General features: G+C 72.6%; 18 protein-coding genes and 2 pseudogenes. 16 read left to right on the forward strand and 4 right to left on the reverse strand.

Annotation, left to right across the window (positions count from 1 at the left end; genetic code table 11):
• Positions 1-63 precede the first annotated feature (63 nt).
• Together ACH4LD_RS37780 and ACH4LD_RS37785 are read left to right on the forward strand one after the other, a co-directional pair.
• Positions 64-1,617 (forward strand): fibronectin type III domain-containing protein, encoded by a 1,554-nt coding sequence (locus tag ACH4LD_RS37780; RefSeq protein WP_398058357.1) that lies wholly within the window; start codon positions 64-66, stop codon positions 1,615-1,617.
• Positions 1,608-2,024: pseudogene (locus ACH4LD_RS37785) on the forward strand (adenylyltransferase/cytidyltransferase family protein); the annotation flags it as partial. The gene ACH4LD_RS37780 and the pseudogene ACH4LD_RS37785, both read left to right, overlap by 10 nt.
• A gap of 27 nt (positions 2,025-2,051) precedes the next feature.
• Here ACH4LD_RS37785 and ACH4LD_RS37790 read toward each other — a convergent pair.
• Complete coding sequence (locus ACH4LD_RS37790) at positions 2,052-2,753, reverse strand: CDP-alcohol phosphatidyltransferase family protein (RefSeq protein ID WP_398058358.1); 702 nt, start codon at positions 2,751-2,753, stop codon at positions 2,052-2,054.
• Positions 2,754-2,785: 32 nt separating this feature from the next.
• Here ACH4LD_RS37790 and ACH4LD_RS37795 point away from each other — a divergent pair, with 32 nt between their 5' ends.
• The 10 genes from ACH4LD_RS37795 to ACH4LD_RS37840 all read left to right on the forward strand — a co-directional run bounded on the left by ACH4LD_RS37795 (position 2,786) and on the right by ACH4LD_RS37840 (position 12,398).
• A complete protein-coding gene (locus tag ACH4LD_RS37795; protein WP_398058359.1) occupies positions 2,786-4,297 on the forward strand; it encodes a glycosyl hydrolase family 28-related protein in 1,512 nt (503 codons plus the stop codon).
• A gap of 391 nt (positions 4,298-4,688) precedes the next feature.
• Positions 4,689-5,762 carry a PQQ-dependent sugar dehydrogenase gene (locus ACH4LD_RS37800; RefSeq protein WP_398058360.1) on the forward strand — a complete coding sequence of 358 codons (1,074 nt, stop codon included), beginning with the start codon at positions 4,689-4,691 and terminating at the stop codon, positions 5,760-5,762.
• Positions 5,763-5,832: 70 nt separating this feature from the next.
• Positions 5,833-5,970 carry a pyrroloquinoline quinone precursor peptide PqqA gene (pqqA, locus tag ACH4LD_RS37805; protein WP_132789173.1) on the forward strand — a complete coding sequence of 46 codons (138 nt, stop codon included), beginning with the start codon at positions 5,833-5,835 and terminating at the stop codon, positions 5,968-5,970.
• An 8-nt stretch (positions 5,971-5,978) separates the two neighbouring features.
• Positions 5,979-6,893: a pyrroloquinoline quinone biosynthesis protein PqqB gene (pqqB, locus tag ACH4LD_RS37810; protein WP_398058361.1), complete on the forward strand. Its 915-nt coding sequence runs from the start codon at positions 5,979-5,981 to the stop codon at positions 6,891-6,893.
• Entirely contained in the window at positions 6,890-7,663 is a 774-nt protein-coding gene (gene pqqC / locus ACH4LD_RS37815; protein WP_398058362.1) for a pyrroloquinoline-quinone synthase PqqC, read from the forward strand. The genes pqqB and pqqC overlap by 4 nt, the downstream gene beginning before the upstream one ends.
• Complete coding sequence (gene pqqD, locus ACH4LD_RS37820; RefSeq protein ID WP_398058363.1) at positions 7,660-7,932, forward strand: pyrroloquinoline quinone biosynthesis peptide chaperone PqqD; 273 nt, start codon at positions 7,660-7,662, stop codon at positions 7,930-7,932. The genes pqqC and pqqD overlap by 4 nt, the downstream gene beginning before the upstream one ends.
• Complete coding sequence (gene pqqE / locus ACH4LD_RS37825) at positions 7,929-9,128, forward strand: pyrroloquinoline quinone biosynthesis protein PqqE (RefSeq protein ID WP_398058364.1); 1,200 nt, start codon at positions 7,929-7,931, stop codon at positions 9,126-9,128. The genes pqqD and pqqE overlap by 4 nt, the downstream gene beginning before the upstream one ends.
• A gap of 139 nt (positions 9,129-9,267) precedes the next feature.
• Positions 9,268-9,876, forward strand: coding sequence for a DJ-1/PfpI family protein (locus ACH4LD_RS37830; protein ID WP_103815003.1), 609 nt, complete (start codon positions 9,268-9,270; stop codon positions 9,874-9,876).
• Between the two features lie 117 nt (positions 9,877-9,993).
• Complete coding sequence (locus tag ACH4LD_RS37835; protein WP_398058365.1) at positions 9,994-11,181, forward strand: PP2C family protein-serine/threonine phosphatase; 1,188 nt, start codon at positions 9,994-9,996, stop codon at positions 11,179-11,181.
• 167 nt (positions 11,182-11,348) lie between these two features.
• On the forward strand, positions 11,349-12,398 hold the full coding sequence (locus tag ACH4LD_RS37840; protein WP_398058366.1) for an aldo/keto reductase: 1,050 nt from the start codon (positions 11,349-11,351) through the stop codon (positions 12,396-12,398).
• Positions 12,399-12,400: 2 nt separating this feature from the next.
• Here the strand turns inward: ACH4LD_RS37840 and ACH4LD_RS37845 are convergent.
• The 3 genes and pseudogenes from ACH4LD_RS37845 to ACH4LD_RS37855 form a co-directional block, all read right to left on the reverse strand.
• Positions 12,401-12,668 (reverse strand): annotated as a pseudogene (locus ACH4LD_RS37845) (alpha/beta fold hydrolase); the annotation flags it as partial.
• A 382-nt stretch (positions 12,669-13,050) separates the two neighbouring features.
• Positions 13,051-13,767 carry a sensor histidine kinase gene (locus ACH4LD_RS37850; RefSeq protein ID WP_398058367.1) on the reverse strand — a complete coding sequence of 239 codons (717 nt, stop codon included), beginning with the start codon at positions 13,765-13,767 and terminating at the stop codon, positions 13,051-13,053.
• A 191-nt stretch (positions 13,768-13,958) separates the two neighbouring features.
• Positions 13,959-17,546, reverse strand: coding sequence for a S8 family serine peptidase (locus tag ACH4LD_RS37855; protein WP_398058368.1), 3,588 nt, complete (start codon positions 17,544-17,546; stop codon positions 13,959-13,961).
• 569 nt (positions 17,547-18,115) lie between these two features.
• On the opposite strand from ACH4LD_RS37855, the gene ACH4LD_RS37860 reads away from it, so the two are divergent.
• The 4 genes from ACH4LD_RS37860 to ACH4LD_RS37875 all read left to right on the forward strand — a co-directional run bounded on the left by ACH4LD_RS37860 (position 18,116) and on the right by ACH4LD_RS37875 (position 21,993).
• Positions 18,116-19,405, forward strand: a complete 1,290-nt coding sequence (locus ACH4LD_RS37860) for a condensation domain-containing protein (RefSeq protein WP_398058369.1) — start codon at positions 18,116-18,118, stop codon at positions 19,403-19,405.
• 53 nt (positions 19,406-19,458) lie between these two features.
• Entirely contained in the window at positions 19,459-19,833 is a 375-nt protein-coding gene (locus ACH4LD_RS37865) for a hypothetical protein (RefSeq protein ID WP_398058370.1), read from the forward strand.
• Positions 19,834-20,371: 538 nt separating this feature from the next.
• Positions 20,372-21,322 carry an NmrA/HSCARG family protein gene (locus ACH4LD_RS37870; RefSeq protein ID WP_398058371.1) on the forward strand — a complete coding sequence of 317 codons (951 nt, stop codon included), beginning with the start codon at positions 20,372-20,374 and terminating at the stop codon, positions 21,320-21,322.
• A 383-nt stretch (positions 21,323-21,705) separates the two neighbouring features.
• The gene (locus tag ACH4LD_RS37875) at positions 21,706-21,993 is read left to right on the forward strand and encodes a WhiB family transcriptional regulator (protein ID WP_398058372.1); all 288 of its coding nucleotides are present in this window, start codon (positions 21,706-21,708) and stop codon (positions 21,991-21,993) included.
• Positions 21,994-22,595 lie beyond the last annotated feature (602 nt).

Here is a 22,595-nt window from a genome sequence, read left to right on the forward strand (position 1 = left end):
AGTGCGGCGGGCCCCGTGTCATTCCCCGCGTGTCGCCCACACCACTGCCATCCGGGGTGTCCTTTGCGCCTGAGAAATCTCCCGTCGAGGGCGGCCACCAGTGCTGTCGCCGCCACGCTCCTGTGCTCCGCCGCCCTGCTCCAACCCGCTCCCGCCACGGCCGCCGGCGAGCCCAGGACATCGTTCACCGCCGACCCGCTGACCACGTGGCAGACGAACGGCATCGTCTGGTCACTGGCCTCCGCGCACGGTGTCGTCTATGTCGGGGGGACCTTCGACTCGGTGCGGCCGCCGGGCGCCAGGCCGGGTGACGGGGAGGTCCCGCGTCGCAACTTCGCCGCGTTCGACGCGGTGACCGGCGCCCTGCTGCCGTGCGCGCCGTCGTTCACCGGGGGCGAGGGGACGGTCCGCGCGCTCAAGACCTCACCGGACGGCCGGGTGCTGTACGTGGGCGGCTCCTTCAGCCGTGTCGGGTCCACCGGCGTGGCGAGCGCCGTCGCCCTGGACACGGCCGACTGCTCCGTGCGCAGGGATTTCCGGCCGGCGGTGTCCGCGACCGTCCGGGCGATCGACGTCACTGACCGGACGGTCTATCTCGGCGGTGACTTCCGCCAGGTCGACGGCCGGACCCGGCAGCACATCGCCGCCTTCACCCCTCAGGGTGACCTGCGGCCGTTCCGGGCCGACGTCGACGCTCCGGTGCGCGCGCTGTCGGTGGTGCCCTCGCACGACAAGATCTACGCCGGCGGTGACTTCGAGCGGGTCAACGGCCGCTCGGCCCGCTCGCTGGTCGCCCTGAACTCCACCAGCGGGGCGACCGAGCACGCCTTCCCGCACTGGCTGCCGCCCCGGTCGTCGGTGAAGTCGATCGCGCAGGACGGCACCCTGTTCTACGTGGGGGCCGAGGGCCACGGCGAGGGCGTCTTCGACGGCCGTATCGCGGGCCGCCTCGACAACGACCGCATGGTCTGGAAGGACACCTGCCGCGGCGCCACCCAGGCCGTCCTGCCCTACAGGGGCGTCCTCTACAGCGCCTCGCACGCGCACGACTGCCATGAGACGCCGGGCGGGTTCCCGGAGCGGCAGGACCGGCAGCACCTGCTGGCCCAGTCGCCCCGGGACAGCAGGATCCTGCACTGGTTCCCCGACACCGACGAAGGGACGGGGGAACAGGTCGGACCCCGGGCGCTGACGGTCGCCCGTGGCGTCCTGTGGGTGGGCGGCGAGTTCACCCGGGTCAACGGCGAGCCCCAGCAGGCCCTCACCCGCTTCGGCGCCGGCCCCGACACCGGGGCACCGGCGGTTCCCGCCCTCTCGCTCTCCGTGGAGCGCCCCGGACGGGTCACCCTGCGCTGGAAGGCCTCGTGGGACCGGGACGACGCGTCGCTCACCTACCGGCTCTACCGGGACGGCCGGCTGATCTCCCGGCAGCAGCGGTCATCGACCTACTGGGACCGCCCGTCGATGAGCCACACCGACTCCGTGGGCGCCGGCACCCGTCACCAGTACCGGATCGAGGTGACGGACGGGACGAACACCTCCCGGAAGTCGCCGCCGTTGCATGTGACCGTGCCCGCGCGGGCGACGGACAAAGCGGCGGGTGCCCCATGGAGCTGACCCGAGTGGGATTCGCGCCCGGCGTCTACGACCTGTTCCACATCGGCCACCTCAACATCCTGCGCAGGGCACGCCTGCACTGTGACCGCCTCATCGCGGGAGTCGCCAGCGACGACCTGGTCGTGCGCCTCAAGGGCCGGTCGCCGGTCGTCCCGCTGGCCGAGCGCCTGGAGATCGTCAGCGACCTGCGCTGCGTCGACGTGGCCGTCGTCGAGTCGGAGGAGGACAAGCTGGCGACGTGGCGGAGGATCGGTTTCCACGTCATCTTCAAGGGGGACGACTGGCGGGGCACGCCCAAGTGGCAGTCCTTGGAACGGCGTTTCGCGCAGGTCGGTGTCGAAGTCGTCTACTTCCCCTACACCGTGCACACCTCCAGCACACTGCTGCGCGGTTCCCTGGAGCTGCTCGCCCAGCCCACGTCGCGGGAGAAGCTGTCAGCGCAGCTCGCGGAACCACTTGACCAGGAAGGCCGCCATGAACAGGAGGTGGGCCAGCAGCAATGCGCAGTAAACGGAAAGGAAGACGTGCTGGCTGCCCAGGAATAGGAAGCTGAGGCAGGTGACTCCGTAGTCCACCGGCAGGAGCAGCAGGGATCGCAGCGCGGGCGCGGGCGCCGCCGGCGCCGGGGCCTGCGTCCGCCGCTTGAGCTGCTCGGTCAGGATGCCGGCGAAGAAGATCACCACAGCCGCCAGCTCGAACAGCAGCGGAGCCAGCAGGAAGAGCGGGTCGGGCAGGGAGAAGAACCGGTAGAACGACACCAGGACGACCAGGTGCACCGCGACCAGTTTGACGCAGTCCAGCACATGGTCCAGCCACTCGCCGGACGGGCTTCCCGAGCGCTGTGTGCGGGCGAGCTGACCGTCCGCCGCGTCGAGGGCGAACCCCACGGCCAGGGCCGCACAGACGCCCACCGACAGTCCCGGGCCGGGCCGCACCAGGGCCACGGCGGCCAGGGCGGGAAACGTGAACAGGGCGCCGAGAGCCGTCAGCTGATTGGGGGTCGCACCGACGCGGTAGGCCAGGGCGGCCAGGACGCGGCCGGCCGGACGGTTGACGAACAGGGTGTAGACCGACACGCCCTTCGCCGGCTTCTGCGCGGCCGACATGTGCCTGAGCATCTCGATGAACCCGGTCATTTGGCTCCCTATCGGCTGGAAAGAAGGGGATTATGACAGAACGGGATGTATCCAGGTCCCGTCTCAGCCGTCGGCGGTTTCTGCGTGGCGGCGCCTCGGCGCTGGCCGCGACGGCCCTGTCGGCCCGCGACGCGTCCGCCGTTCCGCGTCCCTCCACCGATCCGGACACCGTGGTCAACGTGGCCGATCTGGGGGCGGTGGGCGACGGGCGCACCGACGACACCGAAGCCTTCGAGACCGCCTACACGTTCGCCGCCGCACGGGTCTCGGGGGGAGTCGGCCGCGTGGTGGTCGAGATCCCCGCCGGTGAGTTCCTGATCACCCGTCCGCACGCACTGCTGAACGGTGTCGCTCCGCCGCGGCCCGCGAGCGGGCTCCGGTTCTCCGGTGCGGGCAGGCGCATGACCAGTCTCGTCTTCCGTCCCGGCACCGGCCCCGGCTCCTTCCTCTGCCGCAACGAGGACGTCTGGTCCAACCTCTCCTTCGAACGCATGCAGTTCCGCTCGACCACACCGGGCGCCTCCTTCTTCGACTCGTACTCGACCGGGCAGGCGCAGGACTACCGGTTCTCCGAGTGCGAGTGGATGGGGGAATGGGAGTACGGGCTCGTCCTGAGCGGCACCGACACCAACTCGGAGATGCGGTGGGAGGCGTGCCGGGTCGGTGGCCGCTACCGCCGGGCGTTCCTGTACTCCGGGCTGACGCGGGACGGGCAGCAGGAGCCGAACGACCAGGACCAGTTCCTCAACTACTGGTTCACCGACATGAAGGTCGAATACGAGTGGGGCAACTTCCTGGAGTTCCCCTACGGCGGCTCCATCGCCTGCCGGGGCGGCTCGTACATCATCACGGGCAGACGTCCGCAGAGCACCCCGGAGTACGGCACCACCAGCACGTTCTTCCGCTTCCCCGGGGCCCAGCACCACGATTCGGTGCAGCGGTTCCACGCCCAGGACATCCGGTTCGAGGTGCGCAACCCCGACGTGGTCGTCATCGACTGCGTGTGGAACGGCGGCACGGTCCACTTCAGCGACTGCGACGACACCGGCCTCGCCTACAGGGACTTCTCCGCCGAGGTCCGCCCGCACCGCTACGACGTGGGCCCGCGCGGGCCGCTGATCCGCTACGACTCCTGCCAGCTGGTGGGCCGCCACGAGTACCGGCCGGCCTCCGCGCCGGACCCCCTCCCGGTCCTCGCCCGCTACGACATGTGCCTGCTCCGCAGCCACACGGCACATGACTTCGCGGTCACCGCGGGCACGGGGCAGGTGCCCTTCGTGCGGTTCGTCGACTGCGTCGACACCTACGGCCCGGCCGACTCGCCCGTGTCCACCCCGTCCACCCCGCCTGCCCCGCCCCCGTGCCTCGCGCCGAGCCCGAGCCCGGCGTCGGCACCCGAACCGAGTCCCGCCACCACCCCCGCGCCGCAGCCGGCGACGCCGCCCGAGCCCAGCCCCGCGACGACTCCCGCCACCCCGGCCACCCCGACGCCGCTCGACACCGGCCAGGCGGGCTGCTCCTCCCCGCAGCAGAAGCCCCCCTGATCCGGTGCACTCCCCGCGCGCCCATCCGCGCAGCGGCGGGTCACCCGTGGGAGGGACTTCCCGGCGCCGATGACCGGCGGCGGACGCGTCGGCGCGCAAGCTCACTGATATCCGCAGTCCCGACGCCGGGAAACGGTCCGTCAGCAACACGGACCCGATTCCGGTGGCCATCGCTTCAGGGGGCGCTGACAGTCCGGAAAGGAGTCATCGCCACGCTCCGGACCCCGCCCTTCTCACCGGGTTCACCACGGTGCGGCGCAGCAGTGAGCACCCCCCTCGTATCGCAGTCGGCCGCGTCGTTCCGTCCGGAATCACGCGGCCGCGCCACGACATGAAAGGCATCAGGATGTCACGCTTGGCGCATGCGGCGCTGCATCGGGTCCGTCCGGGCATGGCCGCGCTCACCGCCGTCGCCGCCGTCACCGCACTCGGCGTGTCCGGGCAGTCCGCGACGGCCGCCGGAACCGCCCCCTTCCGCGCGGGTGGCGCGCCGTCAGGGATCAGCAAGCTCACGGGCGGTCTGACGACCCCCTGGGGGATCTCGTTCCTCCGGGGCCGCAACGCGGCGCTGGTGACGGAACGCGACACGGCCGCGGTCTGGCAGGTCGCCCTGGACGGCGCCAAGAAGAAGGTCGGCACGGTGCCGAACGCGGTGTGGAGCGAGCAGACGCAGGACAAGGGCGGTCTGCTGGGTGTCGCCACGTCACCGACCTGGAACGGGACCACCGACAAGGACGTGTTCTTCATGGAGACCACGGCCAAGGACAACCGTGTGGTCAAGATGAAGTTCGACGGCACCCGGCTGAGCAACTACACCCCCGTCCTGACCGGAATCGTCCGGGACACCCAGCACAACGGCGGACAGATCGCCTTCGGGCCCGACGGATATCTGTACGTCGCCACCGGTGACGCCCAGAAGGGCCGTCTGGCCCAGGACAAGAAGTCACTCAACGGAAAGATCCTGCGGATCACCAAGAACGGTGCCGCGGCCCCCGGGAACCCGTTCGGGACACGCGTCTACAGCTACGGCCACCGCAATCCCCAGGGGCTGGCCTGGGACCGCGCCGGACGGCTGTGGTCGACCGAGATCGGCCTGGACACCTGGGACGAGCTCAACCTCGTCAAGCCGGGCCGGAACTACGGCTGGCCCACCTGCGAGGGTGCCTGCCGCACCGGGGGGATGACCGATCCGAAGATGGTCTGGGACCCGAACGAGGGAGGCGTGCCCGCCCAGATCGCGATCGTCAACGACGTGATCTACGCCTCCACGCTGAGCGGCCACCGGCTGTGGCGGGTGCCGATCGACTCCACCGGCCAGGACGTCGGACGGGCGACGGCCTACTACAACGGCGCCTACGGGCGGTTGCGGGCACTGGTCAAGGTCCCCGGCGCGGACCAGCTGTGGCTGGGCACGAGTGACCGCGGCATCGACAAGGACCTGCTCCTCAAGGTGACCATCAAGTGACGACGGTCGACCGAAGGCTCCCTCCCGCCCGGGAGGGCAACACCCCCTCGCAGAAAGGAAGGTACGCCCCATGACCGAAGCCGTCGAGCAGGTCGAGCAGCCCGCCCGCACGACCGAGGAGATCGACCGGACCGCCTGGCAGGCCCCCGGATACGTGGTCGTCGACACCGCGCTGGAGGTCACCGCCTACTCCCTCAGCGTCCGCTAACCGCCGTCATGCTGCTGCAGGTGCTCGGTACCGCGGCCGGCGGCGGCATCCCCCAGTGGAACTGCGCGTGCCCCGGGTGCTCCGGGGCACGCGCCCACCCCGGGCGGCGCCGCCGACACGCCTCGCTGGCCGTCCGTGCCGACGAGGGCCGCTGGTACCTCGTCAACGCCACCCCCGACATCGGCGACCAGATCGAGGCCCACCCGGTCCTCCACCCCGGGCCCGGGCCCCGGCAGACACCGGTCGCCGGGGTCGTGCTCACCGACGCCGAACTCGACCACACGCTGGGGATCGGGCGGCTGCGCGAGGCGGACGGCGTGGAGATCCTCGCCACCGCCCCGGTCCGCGAGGCGGTCGACGGCCGCCTGCGCCTCGGCGCGGTCCTCGCCCCGTACACCGAACTGACGTGGCGGGAGCTGCGGTGCGGGGATACACAGCCGCTGCACGCCGACGCGGGCGTGCCGGCCGGATCCGGCGTGCGGATCAGCGCCGTACCCGTCTCCGGCAAGCGCCCGCGCTACGCCGCCGACGCCCCCGGTGACGACACCTGGGTCGTCGCGCTGCGCCTGTACGACCCCGCCACCGGCGGGACCGTCCTGTACGCCCCGGCCGTGGCCGCCTGGTCCGACGCACTGCACCGCGCCGCCGCCGAGGCCGACTGCGTCATCGTCGACGGCACCTTCTGGGACGACGAGGAGCCCCGCCGCACCGGCATCTCCCCCCGTACCGCCACGGGCATGGGGCACCTGCCCATCGACGGGCCGGGTGGCACCGCCGCCATCCTCGCCGGGCTGTCCGCCCGCTGTCTCTACACCCACCTCAACAACACGAACCCCCTCGTCGACCCCGCCGCGCCGCAGCACAAGCGGCTCGCCCGGCTGGGCCTCGACGTGGCCGACGACGGAATGGTGATCGAGCTGTGACGACGACACTCGCCCCGCCGCTGAGGCCCTGGAGCCGCGCCGAGTTCGAGGACCGCCTGCGCGCGGTGGGCCAGCACCGCTACCACGACCGCCATCCCTTCAACGTCCGTATGCACGAGGGCGACCTCAGTCCGGAGGAGGTGCGCTGCTGGATCACCAACCGCTTCCACTACCAGCGCCACATCCCGGTCAAGGACGCGCTGATCGTCGCGAAGCTGGACTCGTCGCGGCTGCGGCGCATGTGGCTGCGGCGGATCGAGGACCACGACGGACGCGTCGAGGGCGAGGGCGGCATCGAGCGCTGGCTGCGGCTCGGCGAAGCGGCCGGCGTGGACCGCGAGACCATGCTGTCGGGCGGGACCGTGCTGCCGGGCGTCCGGCTCGCCGTGGAGGGCTACGTCAACTTCTGCCGCCTGCGCTCCACCCTGGAGGCGGTCGCCGCCTCGCTCACCGAGCTGACCGCTCCGGACCTGATGCGCCTGCGCATCGAGGCGTTCGAGCGCCACTACCCCTGGATCGCGCCGGACGGGCTCGCCTACTTCCGGGCCCGCGTCGACCAGGGCCGGCGCGACAGTGCCGAGGCGCTGGACCTCGTGCTGGAGTGGGCCCGCACCCGCGAGGAGCAGGAGAAGGCCGTGGCCGCGCTCTCCTTCAAGTGCGATGTGCTGTGGTCCCTGCTCGACGCCGTACAGCAGTACGCGGCAGGCCCCGGGCACGCCGGGCAGGAGGAGCGGGCGCACGACCGGGACGGCGCATGGGAGCGGGTGTGACGCCGCGGACCGTGGACCAGTGGTGCCCGGCGCTCGCCCCCGCGCTGATGCTGCGGCACGACGCCGTGCGCGGCACGGACCTGCTGGTCCTGCCGGAACGCGTGGTCGTTCTCGAAGGCCATGGCGGCATGGTCGTCGGCCTGTGCGACGGCACCCGCACCGTGCCCGGGATCGTCGGCGAGCTGGCCGAGCGCTTCCCCGGTGCCCCGGTGGCCGCCACCGTCCCCGCCTTCCTCGACAGCCTGCGGCAGGAGGGCTGGCTGACGTGACCACCGCCGTGAACCCCGGGTCCGTCGTGGCGCCCGCACCCCCGTGGGCCCTGCTCGCCGAGCTCACCCACGCCTGCCCGCTGCACTGCCCGTACTGCTCGAACCCGCTGGAGCTGGCCCGCCGTTCCACCGAGCTGAGCACCGACGAGTGGACGGACGTCCTGCGTCAGGCCGGTGAACTGGGCGTCGTGCACACGCACCTGTCCGGCGGCGAGCCGCTGCTGCGCCCGGACCTGGAGCGGATCGTCGCCGCCGCCGAGGCCGCCGGGATCTACACACAGCTCGTCACGAGCGGGACCGGCCTGGACGAGGCCCGGCTGGGCGCCCTCGCCGGGGCCGGGCTGCGCAGTGTCCAGCTCTCCGTCCAGCACGCCGAGCCGGGGGCCAACGACCGCATCGCCGGACGTCCCGCCTCCTTCGCCGTGAAGGAGCGGGCCGCGGCGCTCGTCCGGCGGGCCGGGATCCCGCTCGGGCTGAACGTCGTGCTGCACCGCGACAACCTCGACACCGTCGACGCCGTCATCGAGCTCGGCCTGGCCTGGGGTGCGGACCGCGTCGAGCTGGCCAACGCGCAGTTCTACGGCTGGGGCCTGCTCAACCGGGCCGCGCTGCTGCCCACCCGGGAGCAGCTGGCCCGCGCCCGGGAGACCGTGGAGCGCCGCCGGGAGCAACTCGCCGGGCGGATCGACCTGGTGTGGGTCGTCCCCGACTATTTCGACGGTGTGGCCAAGCCTTGCATGGGTGGCTGGGGAGCGGTCTCGCTCACCGTCGCGCCGGACGGGACCGTGCTGCCCTGCCCGGCGGCCGCCTCCCTGCCGGACCTGGACCCGCCCAACGTCCGCGAGCACCGGCTCGCCTGGATCTGGGAGCGGTCACCGGCCTTCGACCGCTTCCGCGGCACCGACTGGATGACGGGCCCCTGCCGGGGCTGTCCCCGCCAGGAGGAGGACTTCGGCGGCTGCCGCTGCCAGGCGTTCGCCCTCACCGGCGACGCCGCCCGCACCGATCCGGCGTGCGCACTCTCCCCCGACCACCACCTCGTCCGGGAGCCGGCCGACGGCGACCGGCCCGAGGCACCGCCGTACGTCTACCGCCGTCCCGGAGCGGTACCGGCACCGGCGCCCGCCGCCGTCACCGACGACGGCCCGGAGGGCGGGGGCTCGTTGGGCGCCGCCCTGTCCCCCTCGTCCGCGTGACGGCTCGCCCGGGGTTCACAGCTCCCGCATCCCTTGCCGGAGCCCGGCGCCGGGGATCGGGAACGGGCCCGTGAGCGGCTGGTGCGGATCAGGGGCGCTGGGCAAGACTGGGGTCCGTGCCGTTCTTGAGGGAGTTGTGATGCAGGTAGCCGTGGTCACCTTCGACGGGTTCAACGAGCTCGACAGTTTCATCGCCTCCGCGCTGATCAACCGGTGCCGTGAGGACGGCCTGGAAGCCTTCGTCACGACGCCGGCGCCGGTGGTCAGGTCGATGAGCGGCGTGGAGGTGACCGGGCAGCGCCCGATGGAGTTCGTGACCGAGGCCGACGTCGTGCTGATCGGCAGTGGCGTGCGGACGCGGGACGTGGTCGCCGACGACGAGCTGGTCTCCCGGCTGCGGCTCGACCCTTCGCGCCAGCTGATCGGCGCGCAGTGCTCCGGCGCGCTGGTGCTCGCCCGGCTGGGGCTGCTGGAGGGCATGCCGGCGTGCACGGACAGGAAGAGCCGGCCGTTCGTCGAGGCCCGCGGCGTCACCGTGCTGGACGCGCCGTTCCACGCCGAGGGGAACATCGCGACAGCGGGTGGCTGCCTGGCGTCCCAGTACCTGGCCACCTGGGTGATCACCCGGACGCTCGGGGAAGCGGCCGCACGCGACGTCCTCGACTACGTGGCCCCGGTCGGCGAGAACCGGCAGACCGTCGACCGTGCTCTGCGTGCCGTCCGCACGGACGCGCTCGCGCCGCGCTGACGCCACGCGGCCGGCCCGGCGCCGTGGCCCTCCGACGAGCACCGTGACGCGACGCCCGAGGGCGCACGCGCAGGGTTTCCTGCGGCGCCTCGCGGGCGGAGGGCGCACAGTGGACGTATGCGCCTTGGGCAGAACCTCGCCTCGACACGGCGGTGGTGGCGCTCCAGCCAGGGGTTGGTGGTGCTCCCTCTGGTGCTGATCGTCGCGATCACCGTCGTGGACGTACAGACCCCGGAATCGATCCACCTCGGTCCGCTGCTCGTCGTGGCGCCCGCGATCACCGTCTCGTTCGGGTCGGCATGGCTGACCGGGGTGATCGGCGCGCTGGCGGTGGCGGCCCAGGTGGTCATCGCCATGCTCCACGGGGGCCTGACCACGCCCAACCACGTGTCGCAGATCATCGGGCTGGCAGCCCTGTCGATCATGGCCGTGATCGTCTGCCTGACACGTGAGCGGCGCACGCGAGAGCTGGCCCAGGTGCGATCGGTCTCCGAGGCCGCGCAGCGGGCGCTGCTCCGCCCGCTGCCCCGCCGGCTCGGTCCGCTGCAGATCTCGTCCGCGTACCTGGCCGCCGAGAAGGAGGCGCGCATCGGCGGTGACCTGTACGCCGTGGCCCGCACGGGCGACCGTACGCGCGTACTCATCGGCGATGTCAGGGGCAAGGGGCTGGCCGCGGTCGGGGAAGCGGCCGCGCTGATGGGCGCGTTCCAGGAGGCCGCGCACCACCACACCACGCTCCCGGCCCTCGCCGATGCTCTGGACCGCAGCCTGTGCCGCTACCTGACCCAGTTCCCCGGGGCGGACAGCGAGGTCCAGGAGCACTTCATCACCGCGCTGGTGATGGAGGTCCCCGACCATGACCCCGTGGCGCGGGTGACGCCCTGCGGGCACCCGCCGCCCCTGCTCATCAGCCGGGGGCAGGTGACGAGCGTGCCGAGTTCCCCGGCGCCGCCACTGGGCCTGTGCGGGCTGGAGCAGGGCATCCGTACGTCGCACACCTTCGCCTTCGAGCCCGGTGACACCCTCCTGCTGTACACCGACGGTCTGGTGGAGGCCCGCGACAACGGCGGCCTCTTCTACCCGCTGGAACGGCGGCTCACCCGCTGGCCCCGGTGCGGTCCCGACGCGCTCGTCGAACACGTCCGACAGGACCTGCTCGCCCACGCGGGCGGAGCCCTCCTCGACGATGCCGCCATCCTCGCCCTGCGGCGAACCGCGGTTGCGCACACCGGGCACCTCGGCGTGGAACTGGTGGGCACCGGGGGCCGGCACATGGCCGGCCAGAACCCCTGCCCAGGCAACTAAACCATCCGGTTGTTTTCACTGACGGAGTGCGCTAGATTTCCAACCAACCGGATGGATTTACCTGTGTGGTCATGGACTGCACTCCAGCGCCGGCTCGACCGACGTCGACCAGCAGACCCACCCGGTGCACCCGCCCCGCACCCTCAGCAGAGTCAAGGAACCCCGCCGTGAGCCTCACCGACTTCCGTACGCTCGGACGCACCGGCCTTCGCGTCAGCCCCCTGGCCCTGGGCACGATGACCTTCGGCGATCCCTCCTGGGGCGCCGACGAGCGGACCTCACTCGACATCCTCGCGCGCTACACCGACGCGGGCGGCAACTTCATCGACACCGCCAACCGCTACGCGGAGGGGCGTTCCGAACAGGTCATCGGCGCCTACCTGCGCAAGAACCCCGCGCAGCGCGACCGGCTGGTGATCGCGACCAAGGTCGCCCTGTCCATGGACCCCACCGACCCGAACAACGGCGGCACCAGCCGCAAGGCCATCCGCACACACATCGACGCCTCGCTGGAACGGCTCGGCACCGACTACATCGACCTGTACTGGCAGCACAACTGGGACCAGCACACCCCGCTGGAGGAGACCATGTCCACGCTGGACGATCTCGTCCGCGAGGGAAAGGTGCGCTACGTCGGCCTCTCCGACACCCCGGCATGGGCGGTGGCCCGCATGGCGACCCTCGCCGAGTGGCGCGGCTGGACACCGGTCGCCGCCCTGCAACTGGAGTACTCGCTGCTGGAGCGCACCTCCGAGGGCGAGTTGTTCGGCGCCGCGCGTGAACTGGGCCTCGGCGTCATGCCCTGGAGCCCGCTCGCCAACGGGGTGCTGACCGGCAAGTACACCCGCGACAACCACACCCCGGAGGGCTCCGGCCGCGGCATGTTCGTCGGCCGGCACCTCAACGAGCGGACCTTCGCCCTGATCGACGTACTCGGGCGCATCGCCGAGGAGTCGGGCACCACCGTCGCGGCGGTCGCGCTGGCGTGGGTACGCCAGCAGCCCCTGACCACGGCCACGGTCATCGGTGCCCGCACGGTCGCCCAGCTCGACGCCAACCTGGCCTCACTGGACGTCACCCTCTCCGCCGAGCACCTCGACGAGCTCGACCGCCTCACCGCCCCGGCCCTCGGCTTCCCCCTGCCCTTCCTGAAGACCCTCGGTGTCCCCGCGCAGCAGGGCACGACGGTCATCAACGGCATCAAGGCCGGCGACTGACGTCACTTCCGCAGGAAGGCGAGCAGCGCGGTGTTGACCTCCTCCGCGTGGGTCCACAGCAGACCGTGCGGTGCACCCTCGATCTCCACGTAGTCGGCGGTCGGCAGCGCCTTGTGGAAGGGGCGGGCGGTGCCCTCGGCGGGCAGGATCCGGTCGCCGGTGCCGTGCAGGATCAGGGCCGGCACGTCGACGGCCGGGATGTCGGCGCGGAAGTCGGTGTACCAGGTGGACGGCGGCGAAGAACCCGCCGCCCGCCGCGACGTTCCAGCTGTCGCCCCATGGGCGAAGTCGCCGTGGCCCAAGGGCGCTGCCGGGCGCACGGTGCGGGTGCCGGACACGGGAAAGGTCCCCGGCCCGTTCGAGGCCGGGGACCTTCACGTCGAGCGCCGGGCAGGCCTTGCACCTGCATCTCCCCGCAGGAAGCGGGGCGTCTTTCCTTGGACCACCAACGCATCACCGGGCGCCCCGTGTTCGGGCGACCCTTTCAAGATCGAGTCTACCTCATCCGGGCCGTTGCCAGATCATGAGGGCGTACGCCCGGTCGACGGCGGGCCTGGCCGAGCCGGTGTTCGCCGGCCGGACCTTCCCTGCGGCAGTCCGACCCGGAGCCGGATGGCCGTGTCCTGAGCCTCCACCAGAACCCGACGAGACGCTACTCGGCCCCCGCCGGCACCGGCAGCACGGCACGGACCGTGGTACCCGCGGCCGAGGAACACGTCACCGTCAGCGTCCCCTCAAGCAGGGTGACGCACTCGGTCATCGCCCCCACCCGGGCATGCGCACCCGGTCCGCGCGGTGGGCACGCGTCGCTGACCACGCTCACCACGAGCCCGCGGCCGATACGCGTCAGCTCCACGGCGACGCGCCTCGCGCCCGAGTCCTCCACCGCGTGCGCCAGCGCCTCGGCGACCAGGAAGTACACCTGGGTCTCCAACGACCGCGCCAATCCGGCGGTCCCGTCGGACCGGACGGTGACGGCAGCCGGACTCGCCGCCGCGAGGGCGGCGATGGCCGGGCCCGGTCCGCGCAGCTGGAGCACCTGCGGGCACAGCCCCGCCGCCACTTCCCGGACCTGTGCCAGGGCGGCCTCGGCGTCCCGGATCGCGTCGTCGAGGAGTTCGGCGGCCGGCGCGGAGGGGCCGGCCAGCTGCTCGCGCGCCATGCGCAGACCGAGCAGGACAGACACCAGCCGTTCCTGCGCGCCGTCCCGCAACAGGTGCGCGGCCTGCCGACGCCGCTCCGCCGCGGCCTCGGCGGCGGGCAGTGGCGTGGCCTCGGCGGCGGGCAGCCCCGGGGCGTTCCCGCCCTTCCGCCTCGCGGCCCGGCGGTGCGTCGCGTTCTCGGCGGTCGACTGCGATGAAGCCGTCATGACGTCACCTTGGCACCAGCCGCCCGGCGGCGGCAGCGGCGCCCGCTCTATGACATCTCAGGCCGGGTTATGAGCTGAGCCCGCCCCGGCTTGCAGACGGTTCCACCCGGACCAGCCCGGAGCGCCCCGATCGGGAGCGCCGCCGGTGCCCCACGCCGTGCGAGGGCGGGGCACCGGCCGCTCGGCGAGGGTCATCTGAGGCCGAAGGCCCGGGTGATGGTCTGGGTGATGCCGCCGCCGTTGCGCTGCTTCGCCGTGACGCGCAAGGACACGTAACCGGCCCGGGACGGGGCGTGCAGCACTGTCTGCCAGTGGCCCTTGTCCCGCTCCAGGTGCTGCCGCCGCCAGGACGCCCCGTCGTCGTAGGAGACTTCGAGTTCGACGGAGGAGACCGCGTCCCGGGCCGCGTCGCTGCCGACGACGACGGGCGCGACGGAGAACACCGACGTGCGCCTGGCCCGTCCCGCGAGGTCCACGTCCGCTCCGTAGTCCAGCTGGACCAGCGGGATGGCCTGGTCTTCCGCGTTGCCGGAGCGGAAGGTCCACTCCGTGTGCGTGGCGGTGGAGTACCGCACGAGGTCGCTGTTCGCGTGCGTGTCGGCGACGAGCCGGTACGGGAGTTCCCGCGGTGCCAGATCACCCACTCCGAAGTCCGGCCGTGGCCCGTTGCGCACCAGCAGTTCGTCGCCCTGGTAGAGCGCGAAGCTCCGCGACATCAGGCTCGTGTCACCGCTGTGGGCGGATCCTCCGTCACCGAAGCCCGCCAGCGTGCCGCCCATGGCGTTCCCGACGCGGTGCGGGACCTCGAAGCTGACCATGCGCGGCCGTGTGACGGGACCGAACCAGCGTTCGTTCTGCACGCTGCGCGGCCGGTAGCCGACCACGTCGGTGAAGGTCGACCAGCCGTCGACGGCCGCGTACTGCTGCCACTTGACGCCGTTCCCGGCGGAGACCCAGTCGGTGCGGTGTCCCGGGGCGACCGGCTCGCGCGGGAACGGGGGGACGCGCGTCATCCCGAACCCGGCGTAGGGGTAGGCGGCCGGCCAGTACTCGTACGGCGGGCTGTCCTCCCGGCTCTCCGTGACCTGCTGGCCGGCGGGCGGGGCGAAGTCGTTCTCGATGCGCGCGAGATGGCCGGGATCCGTCGCCGCTGACGGATCGTCCGGCACGCCTCCCCGGTGGTAGTCGGCGAGGTCGTAGAGGTATTCCGGCGAGGGGTGCGCCGAGACGGCCAGTTCCACCCGGCCCCTTCCGGCGTCCTCGATCCTCCTGATCAGGTCCTCGCCCTCGTCATCGGTGAGCGAGGCGACAGGGATCCGTCCGGCCGTCCTGCCGTCCGGCTCGCCGTACCAGTCGACCCCGCGGCCGTCGCCGTCGTTGACCACCAGGAGCATCGCCGCACCCGCCGAGCGCGCCGCGGCCGCCTGGTCCGTGGGGGGCACCTCCGCGCTGCGGCGGACGACCACGGCCCTGCCGCGGGCGGCCAGGCCGGCGTACTCGGCCGCCGTGCCGGTGCCGGCGAAGACGGCGTCCACGCGCGTGGTGCCGTCCGGGAACCGGTGGCTGCCCGGCTGCACCAGCAGGGTGTCGTCGAGGGTGCGCCCGCCGTAGGTGATCCTCAGGGGAGTCTGCTCGGCGCGGAACCGTGTGGTGAAGACGAAGCTGCCCTTCTTCACCCTGCCCTTGGTGGGCAGGGCCCACAGGCTGTCGTAGGCGGCCGAGGGCATGAGGATCTCGTGCAGGGCCTGCTCGTCACGGGGCGTCGGCTCAGGTGAGGTGAAGGAGCGGAAGAGGTCGATCCTGCCGGCGGTGACGGACGTGGGCCTGGGTGTCGCCACCTTGATCCGACGTATGCGCGACGCGTCGAGCACCACGTCCTGGTCACCCGTCAGGTCGACCTCGGGAGCAGTCAGTACGGCGTATCCGAGGGAGTGCGGGCCGTGCCGGCCCTCCACGTCCAGCGTGGAGACGATCGTGTACGAACCGGGGGCCAGGCGGGTGGTGAGCGTCCCGTCCGGCACCCACATCACGGTGGTCCTCCCGTCCGCGCCGGTGATCTCGACGTCGTTGCTGACAGACTTGCCGGACCGGTCCTTCAGATGGATCGTCAGGGCGTGCTTCTCCGGCTCGACGGACAGTCCCACCGCCGTGTGGACGGCTGTGGTCGCGGAACGTGCGGTGACCTGGGCGCCGTACTGGCCCGGCGCCAGCCCCGTCGGGTCCGCGACGACGCCGACCGTGGAGGCGCCCCCCGCCGGCACCGTGACCTGGGAGGCGGCCGTCGTGAACACTCCGGCGGGCGAGGTGCCCGGGTCGACCGAGAGCCGCAGTGTGACGGGCTGGTCCGTGGTGTTGCGGTAGGTGATCCGCCGCTCGACCGGCTCCCGCTTCGGGTCCTTTGACCAGGCAACGAGTCCGGCGTCCACGGATCCGCTCGCGACGACCTGGTCCCGGAGGTAGGCGGCGGCGACGTCCAGGCGGCCGGCGCCCGCCTGGTAGGGGCTGTAGGCGGGGGTCCGCGCGCTGGTGCTCATCAGAGCGTCCTTGATGTCCTGACCGGTCCACCCGGGATGCTTCTGGGCCAGCAGGACGGCCGCTCCGGCGACATGGGGGGCCGCCATGGACGTGCCGCTCTCCGTGACGTAGTAGCCCTCACCGCCTTGCGCGTACTGCGAGCGTGCGGCCAGCACGTCCACGCCGGGCGCGGTGATGTCGGGCTTGAGGGCGTCGTCGTTCAGCCGCGGCCCGGTACTGGAGAACCCGGCGAGCCGGTCGGAGGCGTCCACCGCGCCGACGGTGAGCGCGGCGTCCGCGGTTCCCGGCGAACTCACGCTGTAGGGGCTGTTCCCCGAATTGCCCGCGGCGACGACGAACAGGGCACCCGTCTCGGCGCTCAGGCGGTTGACCGCCTGGCTCAGGGGATCGTCCTGGGTGTGCCACACCGGCGTGCCCAGGCTCATGTTGATCACTTTGGCGTGCTCGGTCCGTGCCGCCCACTCCATGCCCGCGATGATCCCCGACATCGGACCGGATCCGGTGTTGTCGAGGACCTTGCCCACGAGCAGGTCGGCGCCGGGAGCGACCCCGCGTTCCTTTCCGCCGGAGGCGGCGCCGGTTCCGGCGACGGTGGAGGCGGTGTGCGTGCCGTGACCGAACCGGTCGGTGACGTCCTCACCCGGGACGAAGCTCCGGGACGCCACGATGCGTGGGGCGAGGTCGGGATGCGTGGTGTCGGCCCCGGAGTCCAGCACGGCGACGCGCACACCCGCGCCGGTGCCGCCGGCGGCCCACGCCTCGGGGGCGTCGACCTGCGCCGTCGTGTCGGCCAGGTCCGCCCGCGCCTTGCCGTCGAGCCAGACCTCGCCGACGCCGGCGGCGAACGACGGTGCGGCGGCGTCCGGGGAACCGCCGGACCGCGCCGTCGCCCGCGTGCCGTCCGGGCCCGTGGCACCCGTGAGGGCCGACCAGAAGGCCGCTGCCTTCGAACGCTGGGCGTGCACGGCTTCCGCCCCGACGGACGGGAGCTCCCGCGTCGTCCTCGCGCCCGGCAGCCCGGTGTCCGCCGGCGCCGTGGCCCTGGAGGCGCCCGCCCCGGCGGCGGACGTGCCCCGCGGGCGGGTGATGATCAGGGGCAGGGCGCTGGTGTGCGCGTCGTCGTAGCCCTGGGCCACCAGCTGGGTGACGTCGAAGAGCTGCTTGTCGAGCCGGCCGGTCGCGACGTAGGCCATGGCCTCGTCCGGGTACACGTAGGTGTCACCGTTCTCCGTGGTGACACGCACCGTTCCGGAGGCTCCCGGCGGGCGGTCGACGGCCGCGACCGACACGGCGTTTCCCGGCCCGCGCGTCGCCGTCACCCGGTCGCCGGTGATCAGGGTCACCGTGAGCGGCGCCGCCGCCAAAGCGCCGCGTCCAGCCGGGGAGGCCCGGAGAGACGGCGGGAATTCGGCGCCGTGGGCTGCCGTGGGGGCGATCAGGGCGGCAACGATCAAAGACGTTACTGATGCCGCGCGTATTCGAGCAAGAGGGACGTGCACATGTCCTCCATGGTTGGTGATCGGTCGAATCCGACACCCTTTGTGGAGACATGTAAAGCACTAGATTTCTTTGGCCACTTGACTGTACCGTGTACCCCTTTTTCATGAAACCGGCCGACACGACAAAGGCATGGCCGGCCGCGGACAGGGGTAGTGACATCAGTTCCTCGTTCTCGTGCCGCTCCGGGTGGACTCACAGGCGTCATCATCTGCGAACAACCCGGAAACACACGACCGTTGACATGACCAGATCCCTTGATTGATGATCACGGCAGTTGTGCGTTTGGCAAGTAATCTGGCATGGCTTTGCCCGTTTGCCGGGGAAGCCGTTCACTTCCTTTCACGGGAAGGTCAGGATCAGCGGTGCACAACCCGCCCCCCTTTCACCCCGTTCTTATCCGGCCTCGTACGCCCAGCAGCGCCTGTGGTTTCTCGCCCAACTCCCCGGGGGAGACGTGGCGTACAACGAGACCCTGGCTTTCGAACTCCTCGGTCCCCTCGACCGCGGGGCCCTGGCGGGCGCCTTCGACGCCCTGACCCGGCGCCACGAGACGCTGCGCTCCCGGCTCGTGGCGGAGGACGGCGAGGTCCGTCAGCACGTCGACCGGCCCGGCACCGGCTTCGCCCTCGCCTTCGAGGACCTGAGCGGTTCCCCCGACGCGGCCGACGGGGTCCTCGCGCTTCAGGAGGCGGAGGCCCGCACCCCGTTCGACCTGGCGGCCGGTCCCCTCGGGCGCGGCCGGCTGGTCATCCTCGGTGCCGAGCGCCATGTCCTGCTGCTGACCTTCCACCACAGCGTCTACGACGGCCGGTCGATGGACGTGATGATGACCCCGGCCGGCGGGGGCGGTGTGGACTGGCTGCACGCGCTGCCGCTCGCCGTCCGCGGTGAGGTCGGCCGGCGCTCCCTGGAGACGGCCCGGTGGGCGTGCCTGGACACGGTGGCGGCCCTGCGCCGGGCCCTGGCGGACGTCCCCGCCGCGCGCCGGCCCCGCGTGTGGCTGCTGTCGTACGAGGCGCAGCCGGTCACCGGCGAGGTCGTCCGCCCCGAGGCCGGCCTGCTCGCCGCGGCGGTCCGGGTGCCCCGCCAGGAGCTGGGGTTGTCGCTGCGCTGGGCCGACCTGCCGGGTCCCGAGCCGGCCGACTGGGTGCCGCACCTGGCGGATCTCCCGGGCGGGTTCCGGCGTCGGGCGGCAGGTGGACGCCGTCTTCGCGCGCGAACTGGCCGGCAACCGGGCGGAACCGCTGACCGGGCGGGGCCGCGGTCACGCGGAGCGCCTGGCCCACTGCTGCCGGGTCAACCTGGCGGCCATGGCCGGGCACCGGCCGCCACGGCTGGCCCGTACGCCGGCCGTCCTGTGGCTGGCCGGGCGGCCCGTGCCGGACGCGCACGCCCTCGCCCCGGAGCCCGCCGCGGCGGCGCGCTGGCGCGGCCACCTGCCGCCGTCCGCCCGCGTGCTGCGCGTCGACACCGACCACTACGGGCTGGTCGCCCCGCCCCGGGCGGCCGGGATCGCGTCCGTCATCGCGCGGACCTCGCCGCGCACGCCCGGACCCGTGAGCCGTCCCACCCGCCCGTCCCCGCCGAGTCCCGTCCGCTGTAGCCGATCACCGCCGGTCCGGCGGACGACCCGGATCACCAGGAGGAACCCCCTTCATGCAACAGGCGCACACCAACGCGCGCGACCACGCCCTGGCGCACGGGCACACCGCGGCCGAGGCCGACGCGTACGGGCACCAGTACGCCGGACTCAGCACGGACGCGAACGCGGCGTCCTTCGCCGAGGCCCACGCACGAGCGGTCGGCGACGCCCTGGCCCACGCCTACGCCGGCGACCGCGCCGAGCCCTACGCGGCGACGTACCCCGCCGCCCGGGTCCGCGCGGTGCTCCGCGCCCTCGAACGCCCGGCGCCCCCACCGAGCTCCTCCGCCGACTCGACCGGGACCGGGACCGGTCCGGGCGGAGCGGCACAGCACGCGGTCGACCTGGCCGACGGGCTGACCGACGCCCTGCGCTCCCAGGGGGGGTGATGCGGCGCCGGACTTGATGTGAGCGATGATGCCGTCGATGACCTGCTGCGGACTTCCCGTCAAAGGCCCTTGGCGACCCACCGGTAGTGGACCCGACGTGGCATGCCGCGAGGTGCGCGACGGACATGTGCCCGCCGGCGGTCAGCCACAGCGTGCCGGATCGAGGCCGGCCTCGGCGTGACGGCTTGTCCGGGTCGTCGCGCAACTGGAGCAGCCGCCGAACGCCGGTCGCCACCGGCCGGTGGCGGAAGCACCCGCTGACCCGGTCACGTCCGAGGCGGATGGCGCGGCCCGAACCCGCTACGGGCTTCGGCACCGGACTGCCGAGCCCACGGCCGCCTCCGCGCCACTGCCGGTCCCCTGGGCCGGAGCGCTTCCACCGCCCATGAGGGGTCCCGGCGCCCTCCGGAAGAAGGCGGACCCTCGGTCGGGGGACGCCGCACGTCCACCCACCGCGGTTGACGCGTCGAACCGCCGTGCCTAGCGTCCTTGGCACATCCCCCCACCTGTTTCCTTCCCGGCGATGAGGACTGCTGTCATGGGCACCAAGAAAGTGATAGCGGTGGTCGGCGCCACGGGGGCACAGGGCGGTGGTGTCGTGCGGTCGATCCTCGCCGACCGGGACACGGAATTCGCCGTACGGGCGCTCACCCGGAACCCCGGCTCGCCCGCCGCGAGGGAACTCGCCGCGGTCGGCGTCGAGGTGGTGCGGGCCGACTTCCACGACGAACCGACGGTGCACGCGGCGTTCGACGGCGCGTACGGCGCCTTCCTCGTCACCGACTTCTGGGCCCATCGCTCGGCGGTGAAGGAGACCGAGGAGATCGGCGTGCTGGTCCGGGCGGCCGGGGCGACGGGCCTGCGGCACGTGATCTGGTCGACCCTCGACGACACCCGTGAGCTGCTGCCCTTGGACGACGACCGGATGCCGGTGCTCCAAGGCTGCTACAACGTGCCGCACTTCGACGCCAAGGGGGCGGGCAACCACCTCTTCACGCGGGCCGGCGTCCCCACCACGTTCCTCAGCACCACCTCGTACTACCAGGGCTTCCTCGGCCCGCTCGCCCCGCGCCGCGCCGAGGACGGCGTCCTGACCCTGACCATGCCCTTCGAGGACGGCAAGCTCCTGGCCCTCGTCGACGCCGCCGACATCGGCCGAACCGCCCACGCCCTTCTCAAGGGCGGCGAACGGTTCATCGGGGAGACCGTCCGTCTGGCCGGCGACCACCTCACCGGCGCGCAGTACGCCGAGAAGCTGGGGGCCGCCCTCGGCGAGCCCGTCCGTTTCCGGTCCGTGCCCTACGACGCCTTCCGCGCCCTCGGCACGCCAGCGGCCCGGGAGATCGGCAACATGTTCCAGTACTACGGCGACTTCGACCGAGAGTTCACCGGTGCCCGCGATCTCAATGGGCTGCGCGCGATCAACCCGGCGCTGCGCGGTTTCGGGGACTGGCTGGCCGAGAACGCGGCGAAGATCGCGATCGGCTGACGGTCCGGCGCCACATGCCGTTCTGCCGGATGCCGCTCGGGTCCTCCCTGACCGCACAGCGGTCGTCGCACGGTCGGGGAGGACCACCGCCGAAGCCTCTTCGCAGTGGGGCGTCACCGGCTGCCATGACGTCGGAATGCGCGTCGGCGTCAGGCTGATTAGGCTCGCTGCTTGGTCCGTCCGGCCACCGGGCGCCTTCCGGCACCTGCCGGTCAGGGCGAACCCTCCCGGTACCTCGGCGGCGGACCTGTCACGACGACAGCCCGACGGCTCCCGCTGACCGGAGGCCGATGACGAAGCCGGGTGCGCCCCGCACAGGCCGCACCACGGATCCGGCACGGCCCCGGACAAGGGTCCGAACGGGCCCGGCGAGGAAAGCGACCATGGATTGGCGTCATCACGCGGCGTGCCGCACGCACGACCCGGAACTCTTCTTCCCCATCGGCGATGCCGGACCGGCCCTCCTGCAGATCGAGGAGGCCAAGGCTGTCTGCCGGGGCTGCCCCGTCGTCGAACGGTGTCTGGCGTGGGGACGGGACACCGGCATGGAGTTCGGCGTCTGGGGCGGCCTCAGCGAGAACGAACACCGCAGTCTCAGACGGCGTCGCGTACCGGGGGGCGCCGGCCGGGGCCGGCGGCAGGAGGGCGGGGCCGAACCGCAGCGGGCCTGACCGGGCGGACAGCCGAACTGCCGGGGGCGGACCGTTGGCCGCTGCCTTTTCCACGGCCGGGGTCCGTCCGCACAGACCGCTCCTCGAACGCCGGGCGGCTCGGGCGGCGGGCCGAAGGGGGGAGGTCGTACGTCGCGACGGCACGGGCCGGTGCGGACGGCCGGTGACGGGCACGCCTTGTCACTACGGAACCCGTACCCGGCCCGGTCCCGGGCTCCGACAGCCACCGTCGGCGGTGACTCGGCGGTGCGGCCCGTCATGCCGTCCGACGTCCACGACCGGCAGACCGGCCCAGCCGCACCGGGGGACCCGGCCCCGTGGCCGCGCGCGGCCACGCCCGGCCGGAACGATCGCGCGCCCGTGGTCCGCGAATCAGCGGGACGACGGCTTCCGCGCGTTCGCGGACCGCGGACACCAACGAGCCGGCGCACAGTGGGCGACGGCTCGAACAGTGCCACGGTGTCGTCCTGCCCGACCCGGATTCGCCGCGCGGAACGCGCCTCGCGCTGTCGCCCGCGTATTTCCGCGTACCCGGACGGACCGTTCCACGGGCCGTGACCGGCGTTCCGCTTGCTCCTGCCGGAGATGAACTCGTCCCGGTC

Origin of the sequence: Streptomyces sp. NPDC017676 (genome assembly GCF_044329325.1) — a bacterium.
GTDB lineage: Bacteria > Actinomycetota > Actinomycetes > Streptomycetales > Streptomycetaceae > Streptomyces.